Origin of the sequence: Methylobacterium sp. J-072, from assembly GCF_022829425.1 — a bacterium.
GTDB lineage: Bacteria > Pseudomonadota > Alphaproteobacteria > Rhizobiales > Beijerinckiaceae > Methylobacterium.
Window position 1 is genome coordinate 1 of record NZ_JAKSYK010000117.1, and the last position, 21,122, is coordinate 21,122.

The following is a 21,122-nucleotide window of genomic DNA, read 5'->3' on the forward strand; positions in this document are numbered from 1 at the left end:
AAACTCCGTGTCTCGTTCTTCCGCTACCTCGGCGACCGCCTCGGAATTCCAGACGGTGACGCGATCCCGCCCCTCCCAGACCTCGTCAGAAACGCCGCAACGGTCTGAACGCCCGGATATCTGCCCCGGTTACCGTTCCCGGCCCCTTCCGGCGATGTCAGCGGATCACACGGCGCAGCGCGTATCGGCCCCGCGCCAAGCGCCCTCGGCCACCCCGCCAAAACTCTCACCCCAACGCCCGCGAGGCCTCCCGCACTTGGCGGGTCGCGCGGTCGACCTGCTCGCTGGCCTGGGCGATCGTGTCCATGCCGGCCGCGATGGTCGAGACGCCGTGGGAGGCGGTCTGCATGCTGCCGGACATCTCGCGGGTCACTGCCGATTGCTCCTCCACAGCCGCGGCAATGGTCGAGGAGACCTCGTTCAGCGTCCGGATCGTACCCCGGATGGTATCGATGGCGCTCACGGCCTCCCGCGTGGCCGACTGGGTCGCGGCGATCTGGCCGCGGATCTGGTCGGTGGCCCGGCCCGTCTGCTCGGCCAGGGCCTTCACCTCCGAGGCGACCACCGCGAAGCCGCGGCCAGCCTCTCCCGCCCGCGCTGCCTCGATGGTCGCATTGAGCGCCAGCAGGTTCGTCTGGGCCGCAATGCCGGCGATGAGCCCGACCACGTCGCCGATCTGGGTGGCCTGATCGCTCAGGCCGGCCACGATGCCGCCGGTGTGCTGGGTCTGCGTCACGGCCTGGCCGGCGATCGACGCGGCGTGGCTCACCTGCTGGCTGATCTCGCTCACCGAGATCGAGAGTTGCTCCGCGCCCGACGCCATAGCCTGGATATCGATGGACACCCGGTTGGCCGTATCGGCCGCCGTGCCGGTCTGGCGCATGACGTCCTCGACGGCTTGCCCGATCGCGTCGAGATCCGTGTCGATCGCCTGTCGGGCCATGGCCCGGCGCTGGCGCTCGCGGACCTGCGCGGTGATTTCGGTGGCGAACTTGACCACCTTGATGGGGCGGCCACTGCCATCGCTGATCGGGTTGTAGGTCGCCTGAATCCAGACCTCCCGGCCGTCCTTCCCGATCCGCCGATACTCGGCGGACTGGAACTCACCGCGCGCCAGCGCCGCCCAGAAAGCGCGATAGGCTTCGCTGGACCGCTCCGCCTCGGTCACGAACAGGCCGTGATGGCGGCCCACGATCTCGTCGAGCCTGTACCCGACCGCGTCGAGGAAGTTCTGGTTGGCGCTCAGGATCGTCCCGTCGAGGGTGAAGGCGATCACAGCCTGCGAATGGTGCAGGGCGGCGATCTGCCCGTCGAGATCGAGGGCGCGCAGCTTCTGGGCAGTGATGTCGGTGGCGAACTTGACGATTGTGGTCGGCTTGCCGGCCCGATCGAGCACCGGGTTGTAGGTCGCCTGAATCCAGACCTCACGCCCGTCCTTGCCGATGCGCTTGTACTCGGCCGTCTGGAACGCGCCGCGCCGCAGTCCATCCCAGAACAGCCGGTAGGCCTCGCCCTCGCGCTCCGCCGGGTCGACGAACAGGCTGTGATGGCGACCGCGGATCTCGGCGAGCGTGTAGCCCATCACGGCCAGAAAATTCGCGTTGGCGTCTAGGATCGTGCCATCCAGGGCGAATTCGATCGTGGCGAGGGAACGGCTCAAGGCCGCCAGCTTCGCCCGATGGTCCCGTCCGCCCGTCAGGCGATTAAACATCGTGTTCTCCAGATGCACCGGGGCCGACGCACGGCGCGTGGTCGCGCTGCCCTGCGTCAGGTCGGCGGCTCGCATGCCGCGGGTTCGACCGCCCTCCGGCGGCAGTAACCGTAGGGTCTTGATTGAGAGTTAAATCAACGAACCGGGCGTAAACTGCGACATATCGGATTTCGATCGGACCATAACCGAGCACAGATCCGTCTTCGCACGCAGGGGTTGCAGGGATTTGTCTTGTATTCTTATCGCACCACGTCGATCGACGAAGGCCGAGGAGGAAATGAAATCCCCTTTATGCAAGCCACATTCCCATCCATGGATGCCTAATTCCGGTCTCATCGCGTTCGATGAGTGATATTCGCAGGCCGCGAGGTCCGGGGCGCTCTCAGACAGGTCGGGAATACGCCCTGCGTCTCCGCGACCGGGGTAAGCCTTGTCCGAGGCGGGCGCGTCTGGACGTGATGTGCTTGATCGCCCTGCGCGGGATCGCGGGGTGCTACAACGTGGACGCGCACTGATCGCCGGCATTTCGCAGGGTGGTGGGCGGCTGTGGTCACGAGAATTTGACGCGGGCAGCCTCCGGAATGCTTGCCCACGCAGCAGCGCAACACTCCGGCCCGCTCGATCGCGGAAGCGCTGAACTGCGGAGAGATCGACGGCATTCGATCGAGCGACCCGCGCGGCGATCCAACGCCATGATGCCGCCAAGCGACCGTCGTTCAGCGCGTGGCCTCCGCGGATCCCCGCTCAAATCGCGGAAAACTCCTGCCGGGCCGGCGCGACCCTAAAAAAACGCGCTCAGTCGCTTCGGCCGATCGCCGCTTCGATGCGGCCGTGCGGCTCGTCGGTGGGCAGGAAGACCGTGCCCGGATTCTCTAGCTTGAACGACTTCAGGTCGATCGGCACGTCGTGCTTGTTCGGCAGGCATATTGCTAGGCAGAGCGGTATCCTGTCGACGGGAGGCCATGGAGGACCGGTGGACCTCAACACGATCGAGACCGTCCTCCGGCCCCGGGGCCGGGCCGACCTACCGGATTGGCGAGACGGCGATGCTTGCCTCGCCGGCGGGACCTGGCTGTTCTCGGAGCCGCAGCCCGGGACGCGCCGGCTGGTCGACCTGACGGCGCTCGGCTGGACGCCCCACGCGATCACGGTGGAGGGGCTAACGCTGGCCGCAACCTGCACCATCGCCCAGCTCGACCGGCTCGAATTGCCGCCGGACTGGATCGCCGCCCCGCTGGTCGGGCAATGCTGCCGGGCCCTGCTCGGATCGTTCAAGATCTGGAACGTCGCCACGGTCGGCGGCAACCTGTGCATGGCCCTGCCGGCCGGGCCGATGACCGCCCTGGCCGCGGCCCTGGAGGCGACCTGCACGATCTGGGCGCCGGATGGGGGCGAGCGGCATCTGCCGGTGACGGACTTCGTCCTCGGGCCGCAGCGGAATGCGCTTCGCCCGGGGGAGATCCTGCGGAGCCTGGTCCTGCCGGCTGCCGCTCTGACCCGCCGCACCGCCTTCCGGCGCATCAGCCTGAGCCCGAATGGCCGCTCCGGAGCGCTGCTGATCGGCACGCGCGATTCGGCCGGCGCCTTCGCGCTCACCGTCACGGCTTCGATCCGCCGGCCCCTCCGCCTCGCCTTCGCGGCTGTGCCGGATCGCGAAGCCCTCAAGCGGGCACTCACCGAGGCGATTCCGGACGTGCTTTATTACGACGACGTGCACGGAACGCCGGACTGGCGCCAACACATGACCCGGCACCTCGCCGAAGAGATCCGCGACGCGCTGGCGGACGAGGCGTCGGCATGAGGCTCACGATCAACGGCCACGTGCACGATGGCGCGCCCCGCCCCGGCCAATGCCTGCGCACCTATCTGCGGGAGGCCGGCTGGTTCGGCGTCAAGAAAGGCTGCGACGCCGGTGATTGCGGCGCCTGCACGATCCATCTCGACGGCGAGCCCGTGCATAGCTGCCTGCTCCCGGCGTTCCGGGCCGAGGGGCGCAGCGTCACCACCATCGAGGGGCTCGGCGGCGGTTGCCGGCCGGGGTATCCGGCACCCGACGCGCTGCATCCGGTGCAGACGGCCTTCCTGGCGGCCCAAGGTTTCCAGTGCGGGTTCTGTACGCCGGGCATGATCATGACCGCCGCCGCGCTGAATCAGGCCCAACAGCGGGACCTCGGCGCCGCCCTGAAGGGCAATCTCTGCCGCTGCACCGGCTACCGCGCCATCCGGGACGCCATCGCGGGGATCGCCCATCGCGACACCGCCGAGGGCGGCGATCCGATCGGCCGGAACCTGCCCGCCCCGGCCGCCCCCCAGGTGGTGACCGGGCGCGCCCGCTTCACCCTCGACGCGCCGCCGGCCGACGCGCTCCATCTCAAGGTGCTGCGCTCGCCCCACGCCCATGCCCGCATCGTGGCGATCGACACCGCGGACGCCTATGCCGTTCCCGGCGTCGTCGCGGTCCTGACCCATGCGGAGTCACCGCAGGGCCGGTTCTCCACCGGCCGCCACCAGGATCCGCGCGACGACGCGGCCGACACGCGGGTGCTGGATCCGATCCTTCGCTTCGTCGGCCAGCGGGTCGCCGCGGTGGTGGCCGCATCCGTCGCGGCCGCGGAGGCGGGCTGCCGGGCGCTGCGCGTCACCTACGAAGTCCGCTCGGCGCTCCTCGACCCGGATCGGGCCCTCGCCGCCGACGCGCCAAAAGTCCACGATCCGGTCGACCGGCCGGGCGAAGATGCGCCGCCGCTGACGCGCCACCCGAACCTGGCGGCGGAAGTCCACGGCGAGGTCGGCGACGTGGCGGCGGGGTTCGCCGCGGCCGATGTCGTGTACGAAAAAACCTTCTGGTCGCAGCGGGTCCAGCACGTCGCCCTGGAGACCCACGGCTGCGTCGGCTGGCGCGACCCGGACGGGCGCCTCACGCTCCGGACCAGCAGCCAGGTGCCGTTCCTGACCCGCGATGCCCTATGCGACCTGTTCGGCCTCGAACGCGACGCCGTGCGCGTGGTTTGCAACCGGGTCGGCGGCGGTTTCGGCGGCAAGCAGGAGATGCTCACCGAGGATCTCGTGGCACTCGCAATCCTGCGCACCGGCCGCCCGGTGATGTGGGAGCTGACCCGCCAGGAGCAGTTTACCGCCACCACCACCCGCCACCCGATGCAGGTCGCCGTGAAGGTGGGCGCCCGCCGGAATGGGCAGCTCACCGCGATCAGCCTCGACGTGCTCTCGGAGACCGGCGCCTACGGCAACCATGCCGGCGGCGTGATCCACCACGGCTGCAACGAAGTGCTGGCCGCCTATGCCTGCCCGAACAAGAGAGTCGATGGCTACGCCGTCTACACCAACACGGTGCCGGCCGGCGCCTTCCGGGGCTACGGTCTGAGCCAGACGATCTTCGCGCTGGAATCGGCCCTCGACGAGGTCGCGCGCTCTCTCGGCATCGACCCGTTCGATCTGCGGCGGATCAACGCCGTACGGCCGGGCGACCCGATGGTGTCGAACAGCCTGGAGCCGCACGACGTGGTGTATGGCAGCTACGGGCTCGACCAGTGCCTCGACCTCGTCCAGCGCGCCCTGCAAGCCGATCCCGGGCCCGAGCCGGAACCCGGCTGGTGCGCCGGCGCCGGCATGGCGATGGCCATGATCGACACGATCCCGCCCCGCGGGCACCACGCTAACGCGCAAGTCAGCCTGGAGCTGGGCGGCCGCGTCACCGTGCGGGTCGGCACCGCCGAGTTCGGCAACGGCACCACCACGGTCCATCGCCAGATCGCCGCCTCGGCGCTCGGCATCGCGCCGGACCGCGTCGACGTCGCGGGCGCGGACACCGATGCGGTCGGCCACGATACCGGCGCCTACGGCAGCACCGGCACCGTGGTGGCCGGTCTCGCGGTGCTGCGCGCCGCCGAAGCGCTGGCGGCGTTGATCCGCGAGCGCGCCGCGGAGCTCTCCGGCGCGGACCCGAATGGCTGCCGGCTCGCGGGCGACGTGGTGACGACGCCGAGCGGCCCGCTGGCGCTTGAAAAAATCGGTCCGCTCGCGGCCCGGGGTCAAGCCGACGGCAGCCCCAGATCTGTGGCGTTCAACGTCCAGGCGTTCCGGGTGGCGGTCCATCCGGTGAGTGGCGAGGTCCGCATTCTCCGGAGCATCCACGCCGCTGATGCCGGGACGGTGATCAACCCGATGCAGTGCCGGGGTCAGGTCGAGGGTGGGGTCGCCCAGGCGATCGGCGCCGCCCTCTACGAGGATTTTTCCATCGACGCAGGCGGCCGTGTCGTCACACAGGCGCTGCGCGACTACCACATCCCGGCCTGCGCCGACGTGCCGGAGACCGAAGTGCTGTTCGCCAACACCCATGACAGCGTCGGGCCGCTCGGCGCGAAATCGATGAGCGAGTCGCCCTACAATCCGGTGGCGGCGGCGCTGGGCAACGCGATCCGCGACGCCACCGGGGCCCGGCTCACCGCCACGCCATTCGCGCCCGACAGGATCTTCCGCGCCGTGATCGCCGGTGCGAGCGGGGAGGGGTGATGGATCTCAAGCGAGAGGCCGCGGTCTCGCCGATCGAGCGACCCGGCTACCTGAAGCGGCCGGCACGGACGGTCGGTCATCCGCCCGCCTATCACCCCAGGGCGAGGGCTACCGGCCGCGGTGCAACCCCGGCGCCGAGATAGAAGGTCTTCACGTCGTCGCGGCCGCGCAGGGCCGCGACGCTGCCTTCGAGCACGCTGCGGCCGTTCTCTAGAACCACGGCCCGGTGGGCGTGGCGCAGGGCGAGCCTGACATTCTGCTCCGCCACCAGCAGCGTCAGCCCGGCCTCGCGGTTGAGGGTGGTGAGGATCCGGTAGATGTCCTCCACGATCTTCGGGGCGAGGCCCATGGACGGCTCGTCGAGGACGAGGAGGCGCGGTCGGCCCATCAGCGCGCGGCCGATCGCAGCCATCTGCTGCTCACCGCCGGACACGAGGCCCGCCGCGATGGTGCGCTTCTTCCGGAGCCGCGGGAATAGCGTGTAGACCCGCTCCAGATCCGTCCGAAGCTCCGCGCGCGATGCGCCGCGGCCGAGGCCACCAGTCACGAGGTTCTCCTCGACCGTGAGCGCGCGGAAACAGTGGCGTCCTTCCAGCACGCCGACCAGTCCCCGGCGCACCAGCGTGTCGGTGCGGCTCCGTCCGACATCCGCGCCTGCGAAGGTGATGCGCCCACCCGTGACCTGCCCCCGCACGGCCGGCAGCAGGTTGGAGATGGCTCGCAACAGGGTGGTCTTGCCGGCACCATTGGCGCCGACCAGCGCCACGATCTCGCCCACGGAGACATGGAGATCGACGCCGCCGAGCGCGCGGACCGCACCGCCGTAGCGGGCCTCCAGCGCCTCGACGCGCAGGAGGGCGTTCCCGGGCTCTCCCGTCACCGGCTTTCCGCCGCTGCGTGCTCAGCAGAGGTGTTTTTGGCACTGGCATCCGCTTGCTCCTCGGCGGCGCAGTCGCGTGGGGTCAGACCGTGCTCCTTGGCGTAGGCCGTGGAGGAGGCCTCGATGATCGGGCGCAGGCTGGCCCAGTCCGGGGCGATCCAGTCGGACACGACCTTCCATTTCGCGCCGTCCCATTGCTGGAAGGTGACGCGGCCCTCGCCCTCGTGGTTGGCGCAGGTGACGTTGATCGAGTGGAATAGCCCCTTGGCGCCGAGCTCGGCCACCCGGGCTTCGTCGAGGCGCAGATGCTCGAAGCCCCAGCGGACCTCGTCGCCCGTGAGCGTGCGCTTGCCGAAGCGCCCTTGCGCGATCCGCACCGCCTCCACGTTTAGGATGCCGTTGAGCACCCCAAGATTGTGATAGACGCTGCCGATGCGCTTCCTGTCGGCGAGGTTGCCGTTCCCCGGCTCGTAGACCTTGCGCACGATCTCCTGGATCACCGGATAGTCCGCCCCGGACGCCTGGGTGGTGATCGCGACGTAGCCCTTGGCGGCGTCGCCGGCGGGGATCGCGTCCTCCTCCGAATTGGACCAGACGTTGCCGACGATGTGATCGACCGGGAAGCCAGTCTTCTGCGCCGTCTTCAGGGCGACGGGGTTCATCACGCCCCAGCCGCGCAGGACCACGAAATCGGGCCTCAGGCGCCGGATCGTGAGCCACTGCGATTGCTGCTCGTTGCCCGGATGCGGCACCTCGATCTGCTCGACCTTGAAGCCGTAGGTCTTGGCGAGCTTCTCGTAGATCGGGATCGTCTCCTTGCCGTAGGGCGAGCCGTGGTAGAGCACCGCGATGGTCTTGCGCTTGAGCTTGTCGAGCCCGCCTGCCCGGGTGCCGAGATAGGCGATGATGCCGCTCGTCTCGCTGTAGGGGTTGAGCAGCAGCGGGAAGACGTAGGGAAACACCCGCCCGTCGGTGGAATCGGTGCGGCCGTGGTTGATGGTGATCAGCGGCACCTTGTCGGCGGTGATCCGGTCGATCATCGTGTAGGCGATGCCCACGGAGAGCGGATTCCAGGCGGCGATGCCCGGCCGCGACTTCAGCCGCTCGTAGACCTCGACGCCGCGCTCGACCTCGTACTGGGTCTCGCCCTCGCTCCAAGTCAGCTTGACGCCGTTCACGCCGCCGTCGCGGCTGTTGACCAGGTTCAGGTAGTCGATGAAGCCGCCGAAGAAGCCGGTGCCGCCGGCGGCGTAGGGGCCGACGCGGTAGCTCTGGAGCGGGAAATGCTGCTCGTCGGCGCGCGCTCCCCCGGCGAGGCCGAGCAGGGCGGCGCCGGCCAGGAGGGCGGCGTGCATGCGGGTTCTTGAACGCATCGTCGTCTCACAATCGTCGAGGGTGGAAAGACATCAGGCCGCCCGGCCGCGAAGCCGGCGAACGGCGCGGTCGAAGAGGGCTGTCAGCCCCGCTGGCTCGCGGATCAGCACGGCGACGATCAGGATCCCGAGCACGATGCGCTGGCACATTTCGAGGGTGCCGGAATCGAAGCCGTCGCCCAGGATCGCAGCGCCGAGGCGGGCCAGGATCAGCGGCAAGACGACGATGAACCCCGCCCCCAGGAAGGCGCCGCGCAGGGTGCCGAGGCCGCCGATGATGACGATGAACAGGATCTGGAAGGAGCGATCGAGGTTGAAGCCCGCGGGTTCCAGCGTCCGCAGATAGGCGAAAGCCCAGAGCACGCCCGCCACCCCGACGATGAACGAGGACAACCCGAAGGCGAGCAGCTTGGTGCGGGCCACCCGCACGCCGGTGATCCGCGCCGCAATCTCGTGATCGCGGATCGCCACCAGATCCCGCCCGGTCGGCGAGCGCACCAGCCGCCAGGCCGCGAAGGTCAGGAGCACGACCACCGCAAGGGAGAACAGGTAGCGCCCGCGGGCATCCTCGAAGGAGATGCCGGCCACGACGAGGCGCGTCGCGGTGACGATTCCGGACGGGCTGTCGTTGGACAGCCAGCCGATGCGGTTGAGCGCCCAGGCGACGAAGAACTGGACGGCCAGGGTCGACACCGCGAGGTAGAAGCCGCGCAATCGCAAAGCGGGCAGGCCGGCGATGACGCCCGCCAGGGCCGCGACCAGCCCGGCGGCAAGAATCGTGATCGGCAGCGGCAGGATCGGCAGGCGCAGCGACAGGTTGAAGGCCGCGTAGGCGCCGACCGCCATGAAGGCCGCGGAACCGAGCGAGAGCAGGCCCGCATAGCCGGTGAGCAGGTTCAGCCCGAGGCCGGCGAGCGCCAGTGCCAGGAACGGGGTCAGGATCGCCTCGTACAGGTAGCTCGAGCCGACCAGCGGCACGATCCCGAGGGCGATCACCGCCAGCAGCAGGAGTCCAATGGTGCCGGCCCAGAGGGCGCGCGGCGCGCTGACGGTCAGGGTGGCGACCATGGGCTCAGACCCGCTCGACGTTGCGCAGGCCGAGCAGCCCGGAGGGCCTGACCAGCAGGAAGGCGAGCGCGGCGACATAGGCGATCCAGCCCTCGATGCCGCCGCCGATGAACGGCCCGAGAAAGACCTCCGACAGCTTCTCCACCGCGCCGACGATCAGTCCGGCCAGGATCGCCCCGGCGATGGAGTCGAACCCGCCCAGAACCAGCACCGGCAGGGCCTTGAGCACCACCAGCGACAGCGAGAACTGCACGCCGAGGCGCGCGCCCCACAGGAGGCCTGCCACCAGGGCGACGAGGCCGGCGGCGATCCATACGGCCGACCAGATCCGCGGCAGGCGCAGGCCCGTGTTCAGGGCGGCGAACGGGTCGTCGGCCACCGCCCGGAAGGCGAGCCCGGTTCGGGTGTAGCGGAAGAAGGCCGTGAGGCCGGCGACCATCAGGCCGGCGATTCCCGCGGCGAACAAGTCGAACCGGCTGACCAGCACGCCGCCGATCTCGAACGGCGTGTCGTCGATGCCAAGATCGAGCCCATGCACCTGCGTGCCCCAGGCGAGCTGAGCCGCCCCCTCGATGACGTAGGACACCCCCAGGGTCGCCATGAACAGGGTGATCGGCGGCTGGTTCACCAGGGGCCGCAGCACCGCCCGCTCGATCGCGAGGCCCAGCACGACCATGACCGCCAGGGTCGCCGCGAGGGCGCCGGCGAAGGGCAGCCCGCGCTCCAGGAGGCTCACGAAGGTGAGCGCCGCGAACAGCACCATCGCCCCCTGGGCGAAGTTGAGCACGCCGGAGGTCTTGTAGATCAGCACGAAGCCGATCGCGACGAGGGCGTACATCACGCCCGACAGCAGGCCGCCGACGATCACCTCGACGAGGAAGGCGAGGTCCGGGCTCACGCGGCGTCCTCGTCCGCGTAGTCACCGGATTCGTCGTCGGACAGGCCCAGATAGGCGGCGATGACCCGCGGGTTCGCCTGGATCTCGGCCGGGGTGCCGGTGGCGATGCGGCGGCCGTGATCCAGCACGGTGACCCGGTCGGACAGGCGCATCACCACGCCGATATCGTGCTCGATCAGGACGATCGCCGTGCCGTACGTCTCCCGCGCCGTGCGGATGAAACCGCTCATCTCGGCCTTCTCGGTGGCGGTCATGCCGGCCATCGGCTCGTCGAGGAGCAGCAGGCGCGGCCGTGCGACCAGCGCACGCGCCAGCTCCACCCGTTTCTGCAGGCCGTAGGGCAGGCTGCCCGCGCGGCGTTCGGCGACCACCTCGAGTTCGAGGAGCGCGATCACATCCGAGGCCCGGGCCAGATGCGCCCGCGCCTCGCTGCGCGCCGAGGGCAAGCCGAGGAATTGCGCGGCGAGGCCGGCCTTCCGGGCCCCGGCAAGTCCCGACAGGACATTGTCCTGCACGCTCAGGCCGGCGAACAGGGCGAGGTTCTGAAAGGTCCGCGCGACGCCGAGGGCGGCGAGCCGTCCGCTCGGCACACGGGCGAACGCGTCGTCGCCGATCCGGACACGCCCGGCCTGCGGCGCGTAGAGGCCGCTGATCGCATTGATCAGCGACGATTTTCCCGCGCCGTTCGGGCCGATCACGGCGTGGATCTCGTGCGCCTTCACGGAAAGATCGATCTCCGCGAAGGCAACGGTGCCACCGAAGGCCAACGACAGCCCCTCGACCGCCAGGATCGTGCGCTCCGCCTCCTGTGCCGGAACGCCTTGTCGCGCCGACCGGGCGTCGCTCAGCCGCGCGACCTTGGACCGGATCTGCGGTCGCGAGACCGGCAAGATTGGCTGTGAGACATCCTGCATCCGAATGAATGTGCCTGCCCGCAGACCCAGCCCGGGAGCTGCATCAAGGTGAAGAAGTATGGCGTCGCTCTAAAGATGTCGACCGACCATCGTCGCATCGCGTTTAGTGCGACACTTAACGATAGCTAGTCATCGAGACGCGAGTCAAAGGCAGGATTATCTCTTGTCTGATGTTGTTCGAGCCGCGTTTTTCACAGTACCGGCATAGAAAAGAAAATCGTCCGTTCCTCCCCGTACCCCGGTGACTTGAGGCCGCTTTGAAGCCCACGGATGTGCGTGGACCGCTCCATGCCTGCGTCGGGCGATCAGAGCCGCCGCCGACCTCGCGCTAAATCGCTCGACCGTGGCAACCGACATCCTCGTCCAGCGTCCCCACCGCTTGTTTAGATCCGAGTTGCATGATTGGATCGCGCTGGTGATGCATCGGATGCTTCACGAGCGTTGGGAATTCTTTCGTCACACGAAAACGTTATCGCTGCGCATACCTTGAACGTTTGAGCGCAGGTGCGAGTACATTTTGCTGACTACAAAGTTTGTTATTCAAAATATTTTATTTAAAAAATCAAGCATGTCGTTCTGTCATCATCAAAACAAATAGACAATCTATAGTTGATATAAATCACGACATTGTCGCGCGTTGCAATGTCATATCGGATTGATCAGCCTGATGATATCGCGGCTTCAGAATAGCTGAACCGAATTGCCTTGCACCGGACGTCGTCGATGCGCCTGACTATAAAAATTCGCCTCGTCGCTCTTCTCGCCATCCTGGGCGCACTGCTGTTGGGGACGACGGCGCTCGGAAATTTGGCTCTCTATTGGAACACGAAAAGCCTGCAGACGGTCTTCGAGGATCGCGTCGTTCCGCTCGGTCAGTTCAGCGGTTTGCGCGACGCCTACGACGCCCTGGTCGAGGCGTCGCGGGCCCTGCGGGATGGGAAGACCGATCCACGCGCGGGCGTTCAGACTATCCAGCGCGAACAGGCCAACGTGAAGCGGCAATGGGCCGATTACCTCGCCACCTATCTGACGCCTGAAGAGAAGGTCCTCGCGGCGGACCTTCAGGCGCAGATCGACCGGAACGACGCTCTCATTGCCGATCTCGTGCGGCACGCCGAGGCGAACCAGATGGGCGCCTATGCCGGCGTGCATGCTACGCTCCTGAATGCGATGACCCTGACGCATGCCGCTCTCGGCAAGCTGACGGCCTTGCAGATCCGGGTGGCGCGCGAGGCGTTCGAGCAGGCTCAGACAACGTCGAGCTGGACGGGTGCCCTGCTCGTCGCCTCGCTGGTCGTCGCGATCATCGCCATCGCGTACGGCATCGTCACCGTCCTGGTGCAGGTCGCCCGGCCCCTCACCGGCATGACGGGCAGGATGACCCGTCTCGCCTCGGGGGATCTCGACGCGCCGGTCGTCGGCGCGGACCGCCGGGACGAGATTGGCGCCATGGCCGGCGCGGTGCAGGTCTTCAGGGACGCCCTCATCGCCAAGCGCCAGGCGGACGCGGATGCGGCCGTCGAGAACGAGGCCAAGAATCGCCGCGCCCAGGTTCTCGACGAGGCCACGCACACGTTCCGCGCCGAGGTCTCGAAGATGACGGAGACCCTGTCGGCGGCCGTGGAGGAGATGGAGGCCACGGCCCAGGCCCTGAGCCGGACCGCCGACCAGACGGCGGCGCAATCGCTCAGCGTCGCGTCCGGGGCGGAGCAAACGTCGGCCAACGTGCAGACCGTCGCGGCGGCGAGCGAAGAATTGGCGGCATCGATCGGCGAGATCAATGTCCAGATCGTCCGATCCTCCGACATGGCCGAGCGCGCCGCCACCGACGCCGTCCAGACCAACACCATCATGCAGGGGCTCGCCGATGGGGCGCAAAAGATTGGGGCGGTTGTCGAACTGATCACCGGAATCGCCGCGCAGACCAACCTTTTGGCCCTGAACGCGACGATCGAGGCGGCGCGTGCCGGCGAAGCGGGCCGCGGCTTCGCCGTCGTGGCCGGCGAGGTCAAGGAACTCGCCGCACAGACCGCGAAGGCGACCGAAACGATCTCTCACCAGATCACCGCCATCCAGGGCGAGACGCACCGCGCCGTCGAAGCCATTCAAGCGATCTCCGCGACCATCGTGGAACTGCGAGCCATCGCGGTCGGCGTCACGGCGTCGATGGAGGAGCAGGGGGCGGTCACCCAGGAGATCGTGCGGAGCGTCACCCAGGCGGCCCAGGGCACGCAGGCGGTGACCACCAATATCGGCGCCGTCACCGCCGCCGTCGGCGAGACCGGAACCTCGGCATCGCAGGTTCTCACCGCCGCCGCGGAATTGTCCCGCCAGTCGGAACGGCTCACCCTCGAGGTCACCGACTTCCTGGCTAAGGTCCAGGCGGCCTGAACCCGAGCGTTACGCCGAGTCCCGCTGCGGCAACCGCATCAGCGGCTCGCCCATCCGCAGGCGGTCGCCCTCCCGCAGCGTCGGCCAAAGGGTGAAGCCCGGCGGGGTCAGCACCACGATGGTGGAGCCGTGCTCGAACCAGCCCAGCTCCGCGCCCTTTTCCAGGCGGGCGGTGCAGGGCAGCGGGGTGCCGCCCGTGCGGCGCAGGGCGACACCCGCCGGCAGGAAGCCGAGGCGCAGGCCCGCCACCAGGATCGCCGCCACCGGCACCAGAGTCACGGCCTGGCCGGCGATGCGCAGGCGCAGCACGGCCCGCTCGTTGCGGCAGAACAGGGCCTCGACGCGCTTCAGCGCGATCGGGTTCACGTTCCAGGTGTCGCCCCAGATATGCCGGACCGATTCGACTCGCAGGTCGTGGGGGGTGTGGAAGCGGTGATACATCCCGGCGGTCAGCCGGAGGGTCGCGTAGGCGCCGCCTTCGTGGGCACGGGCCAGCTCCGCGTCGCCCCCGAGCAGGTCGGCGAGGCTGTAGGACAGGCCCTTGATCTGGTGCAGCCGGCCGGCCTCGATCCGGCCATGCGCGCCCAGGATCGCGTCGCTCGGGCTCACCAGGATCGTCGGGTCCAGGGCGATCGGGCGGGCACCGGGGCGCAGCGCGCGCACGAAGGCGGCGTGGAGGCTCGGGAAGCGGGTCTCGGCGGCGTCGCTGAGATCGACATCGCAGAACAGGCGCCAGGTCGCGATCGAGACATCGCGCACCAGCGGCTGCTCGATCCGGCTGAACCAGCCCATGAACCGGGTGGCGAGCCGGCGCGGCAGCCGGTTGGTCAGCAGAAAGTTCAGATCCTCCTGGGCGCCGACCTGCGCCAGGGCGCGCCGTAGCCGCGATCCCGCCGAAACCGTCATCATGCCGTGAATTGCCTCCGATACGGCGTGGGGCGATGTCCGCACTCCTCGCCACCCTGTCCGCCACAGCCGCAGCCGCGGTGATCGCCCTGCCCAAGGCCGCGCAGCGCCTGCAGCTGTCGCGGGCCAAGCATCCGTCCTTGACCGGTCACGCCCGGATGGCCCGGCGCGTGGCCGCGCTGATCCCGCACTACGCCTATTCCGAGCGCGCCTTCTTCCGCTCCGACGACCCGGACGAGACGGTGGCGCTGCGGCGGGAGAACGGCTTCGCCCGGCTGGCGGACCTCTACCGGACGCGGTTCGCCCGCACCCGGGCCGAGACCGAGGCCGTGCGCGACGGCCTCTCGGATCTCCAGTTCACCGGCCTGTATCGGGTGCCGTTCCAGTATGCCGGGCACGTGCGGGCGCATCTCGGGGCCGGGGCCTTCGCGGCGGCCTCGGAGGGCGTGACCATCACGGATCTCGACGGCAACGTCTTCTACGACCTCGCCGGGTCCTATGGGGTCAACCTGTTCGGCGTGGATTTCTACCGCGCCTGCCTGGAGGACGGCGCCGCGAAGGTGAACGCCCTCGGCCCCGTGCTGGGGCCGCTGCACCCGGTGGTCACCGGCAACGTGGCGCGGCTCAAGGCGCTGTCGGGCCTCGACGAGGTCTCGTTCCACATGTCCGGCACCGAGGCGGTGATGCAGGCGGTGCGCCTCGCCCGCTACCATACCGGCCGGCGCCGGATCGTGCGGTTCTGCGGCGCCTATCACGGCTGGTGGGGCGAGGTGCAGCCGGGCATCGGCAACCCGGTGCCCACCAGCGACACGCTCACCCTCTCCGACATGTCCGCGCGGACGCTGCGGGTGCTCTCCAGCCGCCGAGACGTCGCCTGCGTGCTGGTCAATCCGCTCCAGGCCATGCACCCGAATGCTGGCGCGCCGTCCGATTCCGCCCTGGTCGACAGCGGCCGCAAAGCCTCCTTCGACCGCGCGGCTTATACCCAGTGGCTGCAGGAGCTGCGCGCGGTCTGCACGGCCAACAAGATCGTGCTGATCTTCGACGAGGTCTTCCTCGGATTCCGCCTCGCCCGAGGCGGGGCGCAGGAGTATTTCGGCGTGCGTGCCGACATGGTGACCTACGGCAAGACCCTGGGGGGCGGCCTGCCGGTGGGCGTCATCTGCGGGCGTGCCGATCTGATGCGGCGCTTCCGGGACGACCGTCCGGTGGACATCTGCTTCGCCCGCGGCACCTTCAACGCGCATCCCTACGTGATGGGCGCCATGAGCGCGTTCCTCGATCGGCTCGAGACACCGGAGGTCGCTGCCCTGTACCGCGACCTCGACGCAACCTGGGATGCCCGGGCCGCGCGGCTGAACGCCCTGCTGGCGGAAGCCGAGCTGCCGGTGCGGGTGGCCAACATGTCCACGGTCTGGACGGTCCTCTACACGCGGCCGTCGCGCTACAATTGGATGTTGCAATTCTACCTGCGTGCCGAGGGGCTGGCTTTGTCCTGGGTCGGATCCGGCCGGATGATCTTCAGCCTCGCCTACGACGACGCGGCGTTCGAGGCGGTCGCCGCGCGGTTCGTGGCGGCGGCGCATGCCATGCGGGCGGATGGCTGGTGGGAGGGCGGCGCCCCGACGGACAAGGCGATCCGCCGGGCGATCCTGCGCGAGGTCGCGGCGATCCGACTGGGCAAACTCGGCGCTCGTCTCGGCCTCCGGGCGCCGGACCAGGCCTGATCTGGGTTTCCAAAGGGCCCCCGGCCCTTTGGCAGGGTTCGGGGCGTGCAGCCCCGAGTTTGCAGGGCTCCGCCCTGCACCCGCAAAAGGTCGATGACCTTTTGAAACCGGCACTTTCTCGGCATCACCGAGCCGGGAGCTCCCCCGCCTCGGTGATGCCCAGGTGACGTTTAGGCGCCGTGCTCGTGCGGCTCGTGCTCCTCGACCATCTCACCCTGCAGCAGGGCCAGCGGCGCCTTGTGGTAGAGCTTGATGTCGTGGAACGGGTCCGTGAGGATCTTGGTCGCCCAGACCAGGCCGGTCTGCACGTCGCGCAAGAAGAACAGCTGCACGGTGCGGAACAGCAGGCCCGCACCCGCCAGCCACAGCCAGATCCAGCCGACGTTGCGGATCAGGTCCGTGGTCGTCTGGTGCGGCTCGAGCAGGCCGAACAGGGTGGGATCGAAGTAGAGCGGCAGCGGCGACAGGGCCCAGATCGCCAGCAGCACGATCTTGCGCTGGAGATTGTAGCCGACCTTGATCTCTTCCTTGTGCTCGTGCGTGGCGTTGTTGACGTGGTCGTAGCCCTTCGGTTCGAAGAACAGGTGGCCTGCCTGCCGGCTCGTCATCGCCAGGAGCCAGCCGATCAGCGCCGCCGTCGCGGGATCCTTGAAGGCCAGCGCGTAGGCCACCAGGAAGCTCACGGCACTGACCACGTGCAAGCTCTGGTTGATGCGGTTGTGGTGGTAGTAGCGGTGGTCGTCCCAACGCTGGACGCGCAGCGCCTCAAGAAAGCTCGCCATGCCGTGCTTCTCCGATCGATGGTGGGTGGGCTGGTTTGAAGGCTCGCGCGCTCAGGCGTCGCGCTTGCGCAGGCGGATGAGGGAGAAGTGGCCGAGCGGCGGCAGAGCCCGGCGCTCGACGACCTCCACCGGGGCGGTCGCCGCCCAGGCGGCGTAGCGTTCCCAGGAAAATTCGGTCCGCCAGCCGAGGCGGCTCGTGATCGGCATCAGCGTGTGCTCGACCAAGCGGCGCAGGCCGCCCTCGGCGCCGATCCGGGTGGTGATGACGATCTCGCCGCCGGGGCGCAGCACCCGGGCGAACTCGTCGAGGGCGGCCTCCGGGTTCGGCACCGCGGTCACGACGTACTGGGCCACGACCACGTCGAAGGACGCGTCCCCGAAATCGAGATGCTCGGCATCCATGACGGCGAGGCGCTCGACGTTGCGCAGGGCTAGCCGCGCGACGCGGCTGCGCGCCTTCTCCAGCATCGGCGCCGAGATATCGATGCCGACGATGCTGGCCGCCCGCCGATAGGCCGGCAGAGACAGGCCGGTGCCGACGCCGACCTCCAGGACGCGGCCGCCGATCCGCTCGGCCGCCGCCGCCGCCAGGGTCCGGCCCTGGGCGAAGACCGGGCCGAAGACGAGATCGTAAACCGGCGCCCAGCGGCCATAGGCCTTGGCGACGCCGTCGCGATCGAGATCGGGGCCGAGCGTCGCCGCCCGCGGCGAACCGGTGCTTTGCGTTCCGAGGGCCATAGGGTCCTGTCTCTCGCTGTCTGTCAGGTTGAGGCACCCGCTCCCCGGCTGCGTCGCACGCCGAGGGATCCGGGATTCTGGGGGAAGGCCGGGCTCAGGCTCGGATCCGGACCACGCTGGGTTCAGGCCCCGGTAGCGGCGCCGGTTTCGGTGGCGCTGATCCGCGTGCGGCAACCCGATTCGAGCGGCCGCCGTCTGTCGTTCGATGCGGACGATCCGCCGAGGACATCACAGACATCGTGAGGCCGCGATCAGAAAAAACGGCGGCGCCGAAGGCGCAAAGCTAAGCGGAACGTCATCGGCCCCACACCGTTTCTCCGCGGCGATCTTTCCGCCGGCAAAACTATGATTGTCTTTTGACGATGTTGTGACATCACAAAAGAGTCTTTTACGGACATACGCTTCGCTGGCAAAGCAATTGCCGGCAACGAACACGGTCTTGCACCGCTGTTCGTCTTCAAAAGGTCGCCTGCGCCGAACCGGTATCCACTTCGGTGGCGTGTGCTCTAGCGGATGGATGCGTCGATCCGAATACGGCCCCGTGGGCGCTGTCACGGCGCGGACGGCGTCGATCGCCGACGGCCGATCATCGCGTTCACGATGATGCGAAACACAGGCGCGGACGTCTCAGCGGATGTGCGGGCCTACGCTATGGTCCGAATACCACACTGCCGGCGGACGGCGTATCCGACATCATCTCGCCCTGTTGTCGACGAGATGTTTCCCGGTACTCGGTTGAAAACCATGGCGCGGCTTCGCGCCGAAGGAGTGTTTCGCGTGATCGAACAAATGCGGCGTATGACCCTTGCTGTGGCGGCAATCGCCGGGCTCGCCGGCATGGCCGGGCGGGCGGAGGCCGCGCAGTGCGGCAACACAGCGGCCGGGTTCGAGGCCTGGAAGCGGGAATTCGCCCAGGAGGCGCGCGGCAAGGCCAGTGCGGCGAGCCTGGCGGCGCTGGAGGGCACGAGCTACTCCACCGCCACGATCTCGGCCGACCGAGGCCAGCGCAGCTTCAAGCTGTCTCTCGAGCAGTTCCTCGCCAAGCGCGGCGGCCCGACCATCGTGTCGAAGGGACGTCAGCTCAAGCGCACCAACGCCGCCCTGTTCGAGTCGATCGAGCAGCGCTACGGCGTTCCCCCGGGCCCGCTGCTGGCGATCTGGGGCATGGAGACCGGCTTCGGCGCGGTCCGCGGCAACGTCAACACCCTCTCGGCGGTCGCGACCCTGGCGTATGATTGCCGGCGCTCGGAATACTTCACGGACCAGCTCTACGCGGCCCTGACCCTGGTCGACCGGGGCCTGCTGTCGGCGAGCACCCGCGGCGCGGCCCACGGCGAGGTCGGCCACACGCAGTTCCTGCCGAAGAACGTCCTCACCTACGGCACCGGCGACCTGAACAATGTCGGCGCCGCCCTGTCGTCGACCGCGAACTTCCTGAAGGCACACGGCTGGCGCCCCGGCGCCGGCTACCAGCCCGGCGAGCCGAACTTCGTGGCGATCCAGGGCTGGAATGCCGCGTCGGTCTACGAGCGGGCGATCGCGCAGCTCGGAAAGCAAATCGACAACGATTGAAGTCTATTCGCAGGCGGACGCGCCCCGGATCTCGAGCGCGAAACCTTTATCCGCCCGAAAATGGTCTTGATCGATCCTCAATCGACCACGCCGCTGCCCCAGAAAAGCCGGCCCGGCCCCGCTGTTTCCTCCCAGCGGGGCCGGCCGGCCCATCGATACGCGCTGTGGGCTTCTCCGAGCCGCAGCGCCGATGATCCGGCAGGCGCCCGCTCCGCGACGAGAGCATGGGCGCCCGCATGGCTATCGACACCACGCCCCTGGACGGCTCCACCACCCGGATAGCCCGTGGCTCCTGCGCCGCCCCCCTGGCGGTCCTGATCGCCGCAGTGTCTCTGGCCGCCCTCGGAAGCGGTCTCCCGCATCCGGGACGCCCGCCGGCCATCACCCTGGTCAGCCCCGATCCGGTCAGCCCCGATCGGGTCAGCCCCAATAGCTTGGCCACGACAGCCGAATCACCGACCGAAACCGTGGCCCTGGCGGCGAACCCGGAGCCCCCGGCGACCGAGGCCTGGCGCGATGTCACTGGCGGCCCCCTCTCGCGCTGGGCCTGGGCTCAGATCGACCCGCCCGCGCCGCCGCAGATCCCGGACGCCGCGCCGGCCCCGGAGGTTCAGAACGCTGAACCGCCGCGCACGGCGATGACCGTGCCCCTCCCGGTCCCGCGCCCTCCCGAATTTCGATCCACGCGAGCGCCCGATGTCGCCCGCAGGGCCGAACGGCGGATCGCCCGCCGCGAAATGTCCCCTGTGCCGGTTCCGCCCCGGGACGATGATCGCTCATTCCTGGAAAAGCTGTTCGGCGTCGAACGCGCCCCGGCGCTCGCCTATGCGGCCCTCGAGAGCCGTCCGGCGGATCTCGTTCCGCAGCGGCGCATCTCGCCGCCGCTCGCCCCCACGGATGCGCGCCCGACGGCCGGAACGGCGGTCTACAATATCGTGGCCCGCGTCGTGACGTTGCCGAACGGCGAGCGCCTTGAGGCGCATTCCGGCCTCGGCGAGGGTCTCGACGAGCCGCGCTTGGTGAACGTGCGGATGCGCGGCCCGACGCCGCCCGGCACCTACGACCTGACGGAGCGGGAGCAGCTGTTCCATGGGGTGCGGGCGATCCGCCTCACGCCGGTCGGCGGCAACGAGGCCGTCTACGGTCGCGTCGGGCTGCTGGCCCATACCTTCATGCTTGGCCCGCGCGGCGATTCGAATGGCTGCGTCTCGTTTCGCGACTACGACCGGTTCCTGCAGGCTTTCCTCCGCGGCGAGGTCCAGCGCCTCGTGGTCGTGGCCGGCACCCAGGATCCGCTGCCGAGCCTCGCCGCGAGCCCCATCCGGACCCAGATGGCTCGCAACGGCAATTGAGCCTGGGCGGACGGATGAACCAGGCCGCCGCTGGCCGTCCTGCCGTCGAAGCCGTCCCCGTCGGTCGGCGCCTTGCAGCATCGTGCCGATATCGGACTCGGCGCGATGCTGTAGGTCCTTGGTTGCGCATCATCTTTTTCCCGAAAGCCGGCGGCCACCTTTCGGGATGATGCGCTAGATCCCCACGCGCCCGATGGCCGGCAGCTTGATCCCCGGGCGGCGCAGGTCGATCCCGGCCACGCCACCGAGCAGGTTCAGCTCCAGACCCTCGACCCAGGCG

15 protein-coding genes and 1 pseudogene are annotated in these 21,122 nt (G+C 68.9%); 6 read left to right on the plus strand and 10 right to left on the minus strand.

All coding sequences use genetic code 11. The annotated features are described in order from the left end of the window. Window positions 1-226: 226 nt before the first annotated feature. Window positions 227-1,711, minus strand: coding sequence for a PAS domain S-box protein (locus tag MKK67_RS13800; RefSeq protein ID WP_243965614.1), 1,485 nt, complete (start codon window positions 1,709-1,711; stop codon window positions 227-229). A gap of 973 nt (window positions 1,712-2,684) precedes the next feature. On the opposite strand from MKK67_RS13800, the gene MKK67_RS13810 reads away from it, so the two are divergent. After that, a complete protein-coding gene (locus tag MKK67_RS13810; RefSeq protein WP_243965600.1) occupies window positions 2,685-3,512 on the plus strand; it encodes an FAD binding domain-containing protein in 828 nt (275 codons plus the stop codon). Further along, entirely contained in the window at window positions 3,509-6,241 is a 2,733-nt protein-coding gene (locus MKK67_RS13815; protein WP_243965602.1) for a molybdopterin-dependent oxidoreductase, read from the plus strand. The genes MKK67_RS13810 and MKK67_RS13815 overlap by 4 nt, the downstream gene beginning before the upstream one ends. A 91-nt stretch (window positions 6,242-6,332) precedes the next feature. Here the strand turns inward: MKK67_RS13815 and MKK67_RS13820 are convergent, their stop codons facing one another. From MKK67_RS13820 to MKK67_RS13840, 5 genes are read right to left on the minus strand one after another with little or no spacing between them, the layout of a single operon-like run. Beyond that, complete coding sequence (locus tag MKK67_RS13820; protein ID WP_243965603.1) at window positions 6,333-7,121, minus strand: ABC transporter ATP-binding protein; 789 nt, start codon at window positions 7,119-7,121, stop codon at window positions 6,333-6,335. After that, window positions 7,118-8,476 (minus strand): ABC transporter substrate-binding protein, encoded by a 1,359-nt coding sequence (locus MKK67_RS13825; protein ID WP_313899019.1) that lies wholly within the window; start codon window positions 8,474-8,476, stop codon window positions 7,118-7,120. Before MKK67_RS13825 ends, MKK67_RS13820 begins: the two co-directional genes overlap by 4 nt. A gap of 51 nt (window positions 8,477-8,527) precedes the next feature. Continuing rightward, complete coding sequence (locus tag MKK67_RS13830) at window positions 8,528-9,562, minus strand: branched-chain amino acid ABC transporter permease (RefSeq protein ID WP_243965605.1); 1,035 nt, start codon at window positions 9,560-9,562, stop codon at window positions 8,528-8,530. Window positions 9,563-9,566: 4 nt separating this feature from the next. After that, complete coding sequence (locus MKK67_RS13835; RefSeq protein WP_313899020.1) at window positions 9,567-10,460, minus strand: branched-chain amino acid ABC transporter permease; 894 nt, start codon at window positions 10,458-10,460, stop codon at window positions 9,567-9,569. Then, complete coding sequence (locus MKK67_RS13840) at window positions 10,457-11,374, minus strand: ABC transporter ATP-binding protein (RefSeq protein WP_409568399.1); 918 nt, start codon at window positions 11,372-11,374, stop codon at window positions 10,457-10,459. The genes MKK67_RS13835 and MKK67_RS13840 overlap by 4 nt, the downstream gene beginning before the upstream one ends. Window positions 11,375-12,097: 723 nt before the next feature. On the opposite strand from MKK67_RS13840, the gene MKK67_RS13845 reads away from it, so the two are divergent. Further along, window positions 12,098-13,765, plus strand: a complete 1,668-nt coding sequence (locus tag MKK67_RS13845; protein ID WP_243965607.1) for a methyl-accepting chemotaxis protein — start codon at window positions 12,098-12,100, stop codon at window positions 13,763-13,765. Window positions 13,766-13,774: 9 nt separating this feature from the next. Here MKK67_RS13845 and asd read toward each other — a convergent pair whose 3' ends face one another. After that, a complete protein-coding gene (gene asd / locus MKK67_RS13850) occupies window positions 13,775-14,674 on the minus strand; it encodes an archaetidylserine decarboxylase (RefSeq protein WP_243965608.1) in 900 nt (299 codons plus the stop codon). Window positions 14,675-14,706: 32 nt separating this feature from the next. On the opposite strand from asd, the gene MKK67_RS13855 reads away from it, so the two are divergent. After that, window positions 14,707-16,398, plus strand: a complete 1,692-nt coding sequence (locus tag MKK67_RS13855) for an aminotransferase class III-fold pyridoxal phosphate-dependent enzyme (protein ID WP_243965609.1) — start codon at window positions 14,707-14,709, stop codon at window positions 16,396-16,398. A 170-nt stretch (window positions 16,399-16,568) separates the two neighbouring features. Here MKK67_RS13855 and MKK67_RS13860 read toward each other — a convergent pair whose 3' ends face one another. Together MKK67_RS13860 and MKK67_RS13865 are read right to left on the minus strand one after the other, a co-directional pair. After that, the gene (locus MKK67_RS13860; RefSeq protein ID WP_243965611.1) at window positions 16,569-17,180 is read right to left on the minus strand and encodes a hypothetical protein; all 612 of its coding nucleotides are present in this window, start codon (window positions 17,178-17,180) and stop codon (window positions 16,569-16,571) included. A 51-nt stretch (window positions 17,181-17,231) separates the two neighbouring features. Continuing rightward, window positions 17,232-17,918, minus strand: a complete 687-nt coding sequence (locus tag MKK67_RS13865) for a class I SAM-dependent methyltransferase (RefSeq protein ID WP_091861572.1) — start codon at window positions 17,916-17,918, stop codon at window positions 17,232-17,234. 789 nt (window positions 17,919-18,707) lie between these two features. On the opposite strand from MKK67_RS13865, the gene MKK67_RS13870 reads away from it, so the two are divergent. Continuing rightward, window positions 18,708-19,490, plus strand: a complete 783-nt coding sequence (locus MKK67_RS13870; RefSeq protein WP_243965616.1) for a lytic transglycosylase domain-containing protein — start codon at window positions 18,708-18,710, stop codon at window positions 19,488-19,490. Window positions 19,491-19,726: 236 nt separating this feature from the next. Beyond that, window positions 19,727-20,842, plus strand: a complete 1,116-nt coding sequence (locus tag MKK67_RS13875) for a tlde1 domain-containing protein (protein WP_243965613.1) — start codon at window positions 19,727-19,729, stop codon at window positions 20,840-20,842. Between the two features lie 174 nt (window positions 20,843-21,016). On the opposite strand, the pseudogene MKK67_RS13880 reads toward MKK67_RS13875, so the two are convergent. Then, window positions 21,017-21,122: pseudogene (locus tag MKK67_RS13880) on the minus strand (DUF3750 domain-containing protein); the annotation flags it as partial.

Coding starts and splice junctions, on each gene's coding strand:
- MKK67_RS13800 (WP_243965614.1), bottom strand. CDS start 1,711: ATGTTTAATCGCCTGACGGGCGGACGGGACCATCGGGCGAAGCTGGCG.
- MKK67_RS13815 (WP_243965602.1), top strand. CDS start 3,509: ATGAGGCTCACGATCAACGGCCACGTGCACGATGGCGCGCCCCGCCCC.
- MKK67_RS13825 (WP_313899019.1), bottom strand. CDS start 8,476: ATGCACGCCGCCCTCCTGGCCGGCGCCGCCCTGCTCGGCCTCGCCGGG.
- MKK67_RS13830 (WP_243965605.1), bottom strand. CDS start 9,562: ATGGTCGCCACCCTGACCGTCAGCGCGCCGCGCGCCCTCTGGGCCGGC.
- MKK67_RS13840 (WP_409568399.1), bottom strand. CDS start 11,374: ATGCAGGATGTCTCACAGCCAATCTTGCCGGTCTCGCGACCGCAGATC.
- MKK67_RS13845 (WP_243965607.1), top strand. CDS start 12,098: ATGCGCCTGACTATAAAAATTCGCCTCGTCGCTCTTCTCGCCATCCTG.
- asd (WP_243965608.1), bottom strand. CDS start 14,674: ATGATGACGGTTTCGGCGGGATCGCGGCTACGGCGCGCCCTGGCGCAG.
- MKK67_RS13855 (WP_243965609.1), top strand. CDS start 14,707: ATGTCCGCACTCCTCGCCACCCTGTCCGCCACAGCCGCAGCCGCGGTG.
- MKK67_RS13860 (WP_243965611.1), bottom strand. CDS start 17,180: ATGGCGAGCTTTCTTGAGGCGCTGCGCGTCCAGCGTTGGGACGACCAC.
- MKK67_RS13865 (WP_091861572.1), bottom strand. CDS start 17,918: ATGGCCCTCGGAACGCAAAGCACCGGTTCGCCGCGGGCGGCGACGCTC.
- MKK67_RS13870 (WP_243965616.1), top strand. CDS start 18,708: ATGCGGCGTATGACCCTTGCTGTGGCGGCAATCGCCGGGCTCGCCGGC.
- MKK67_RS13875 (WP_243965613.1), top strand. CDS start 19,727: ATGGCTATCGACACCACGCCCCTGGACGGCTCCACCACCCGGATAGCC.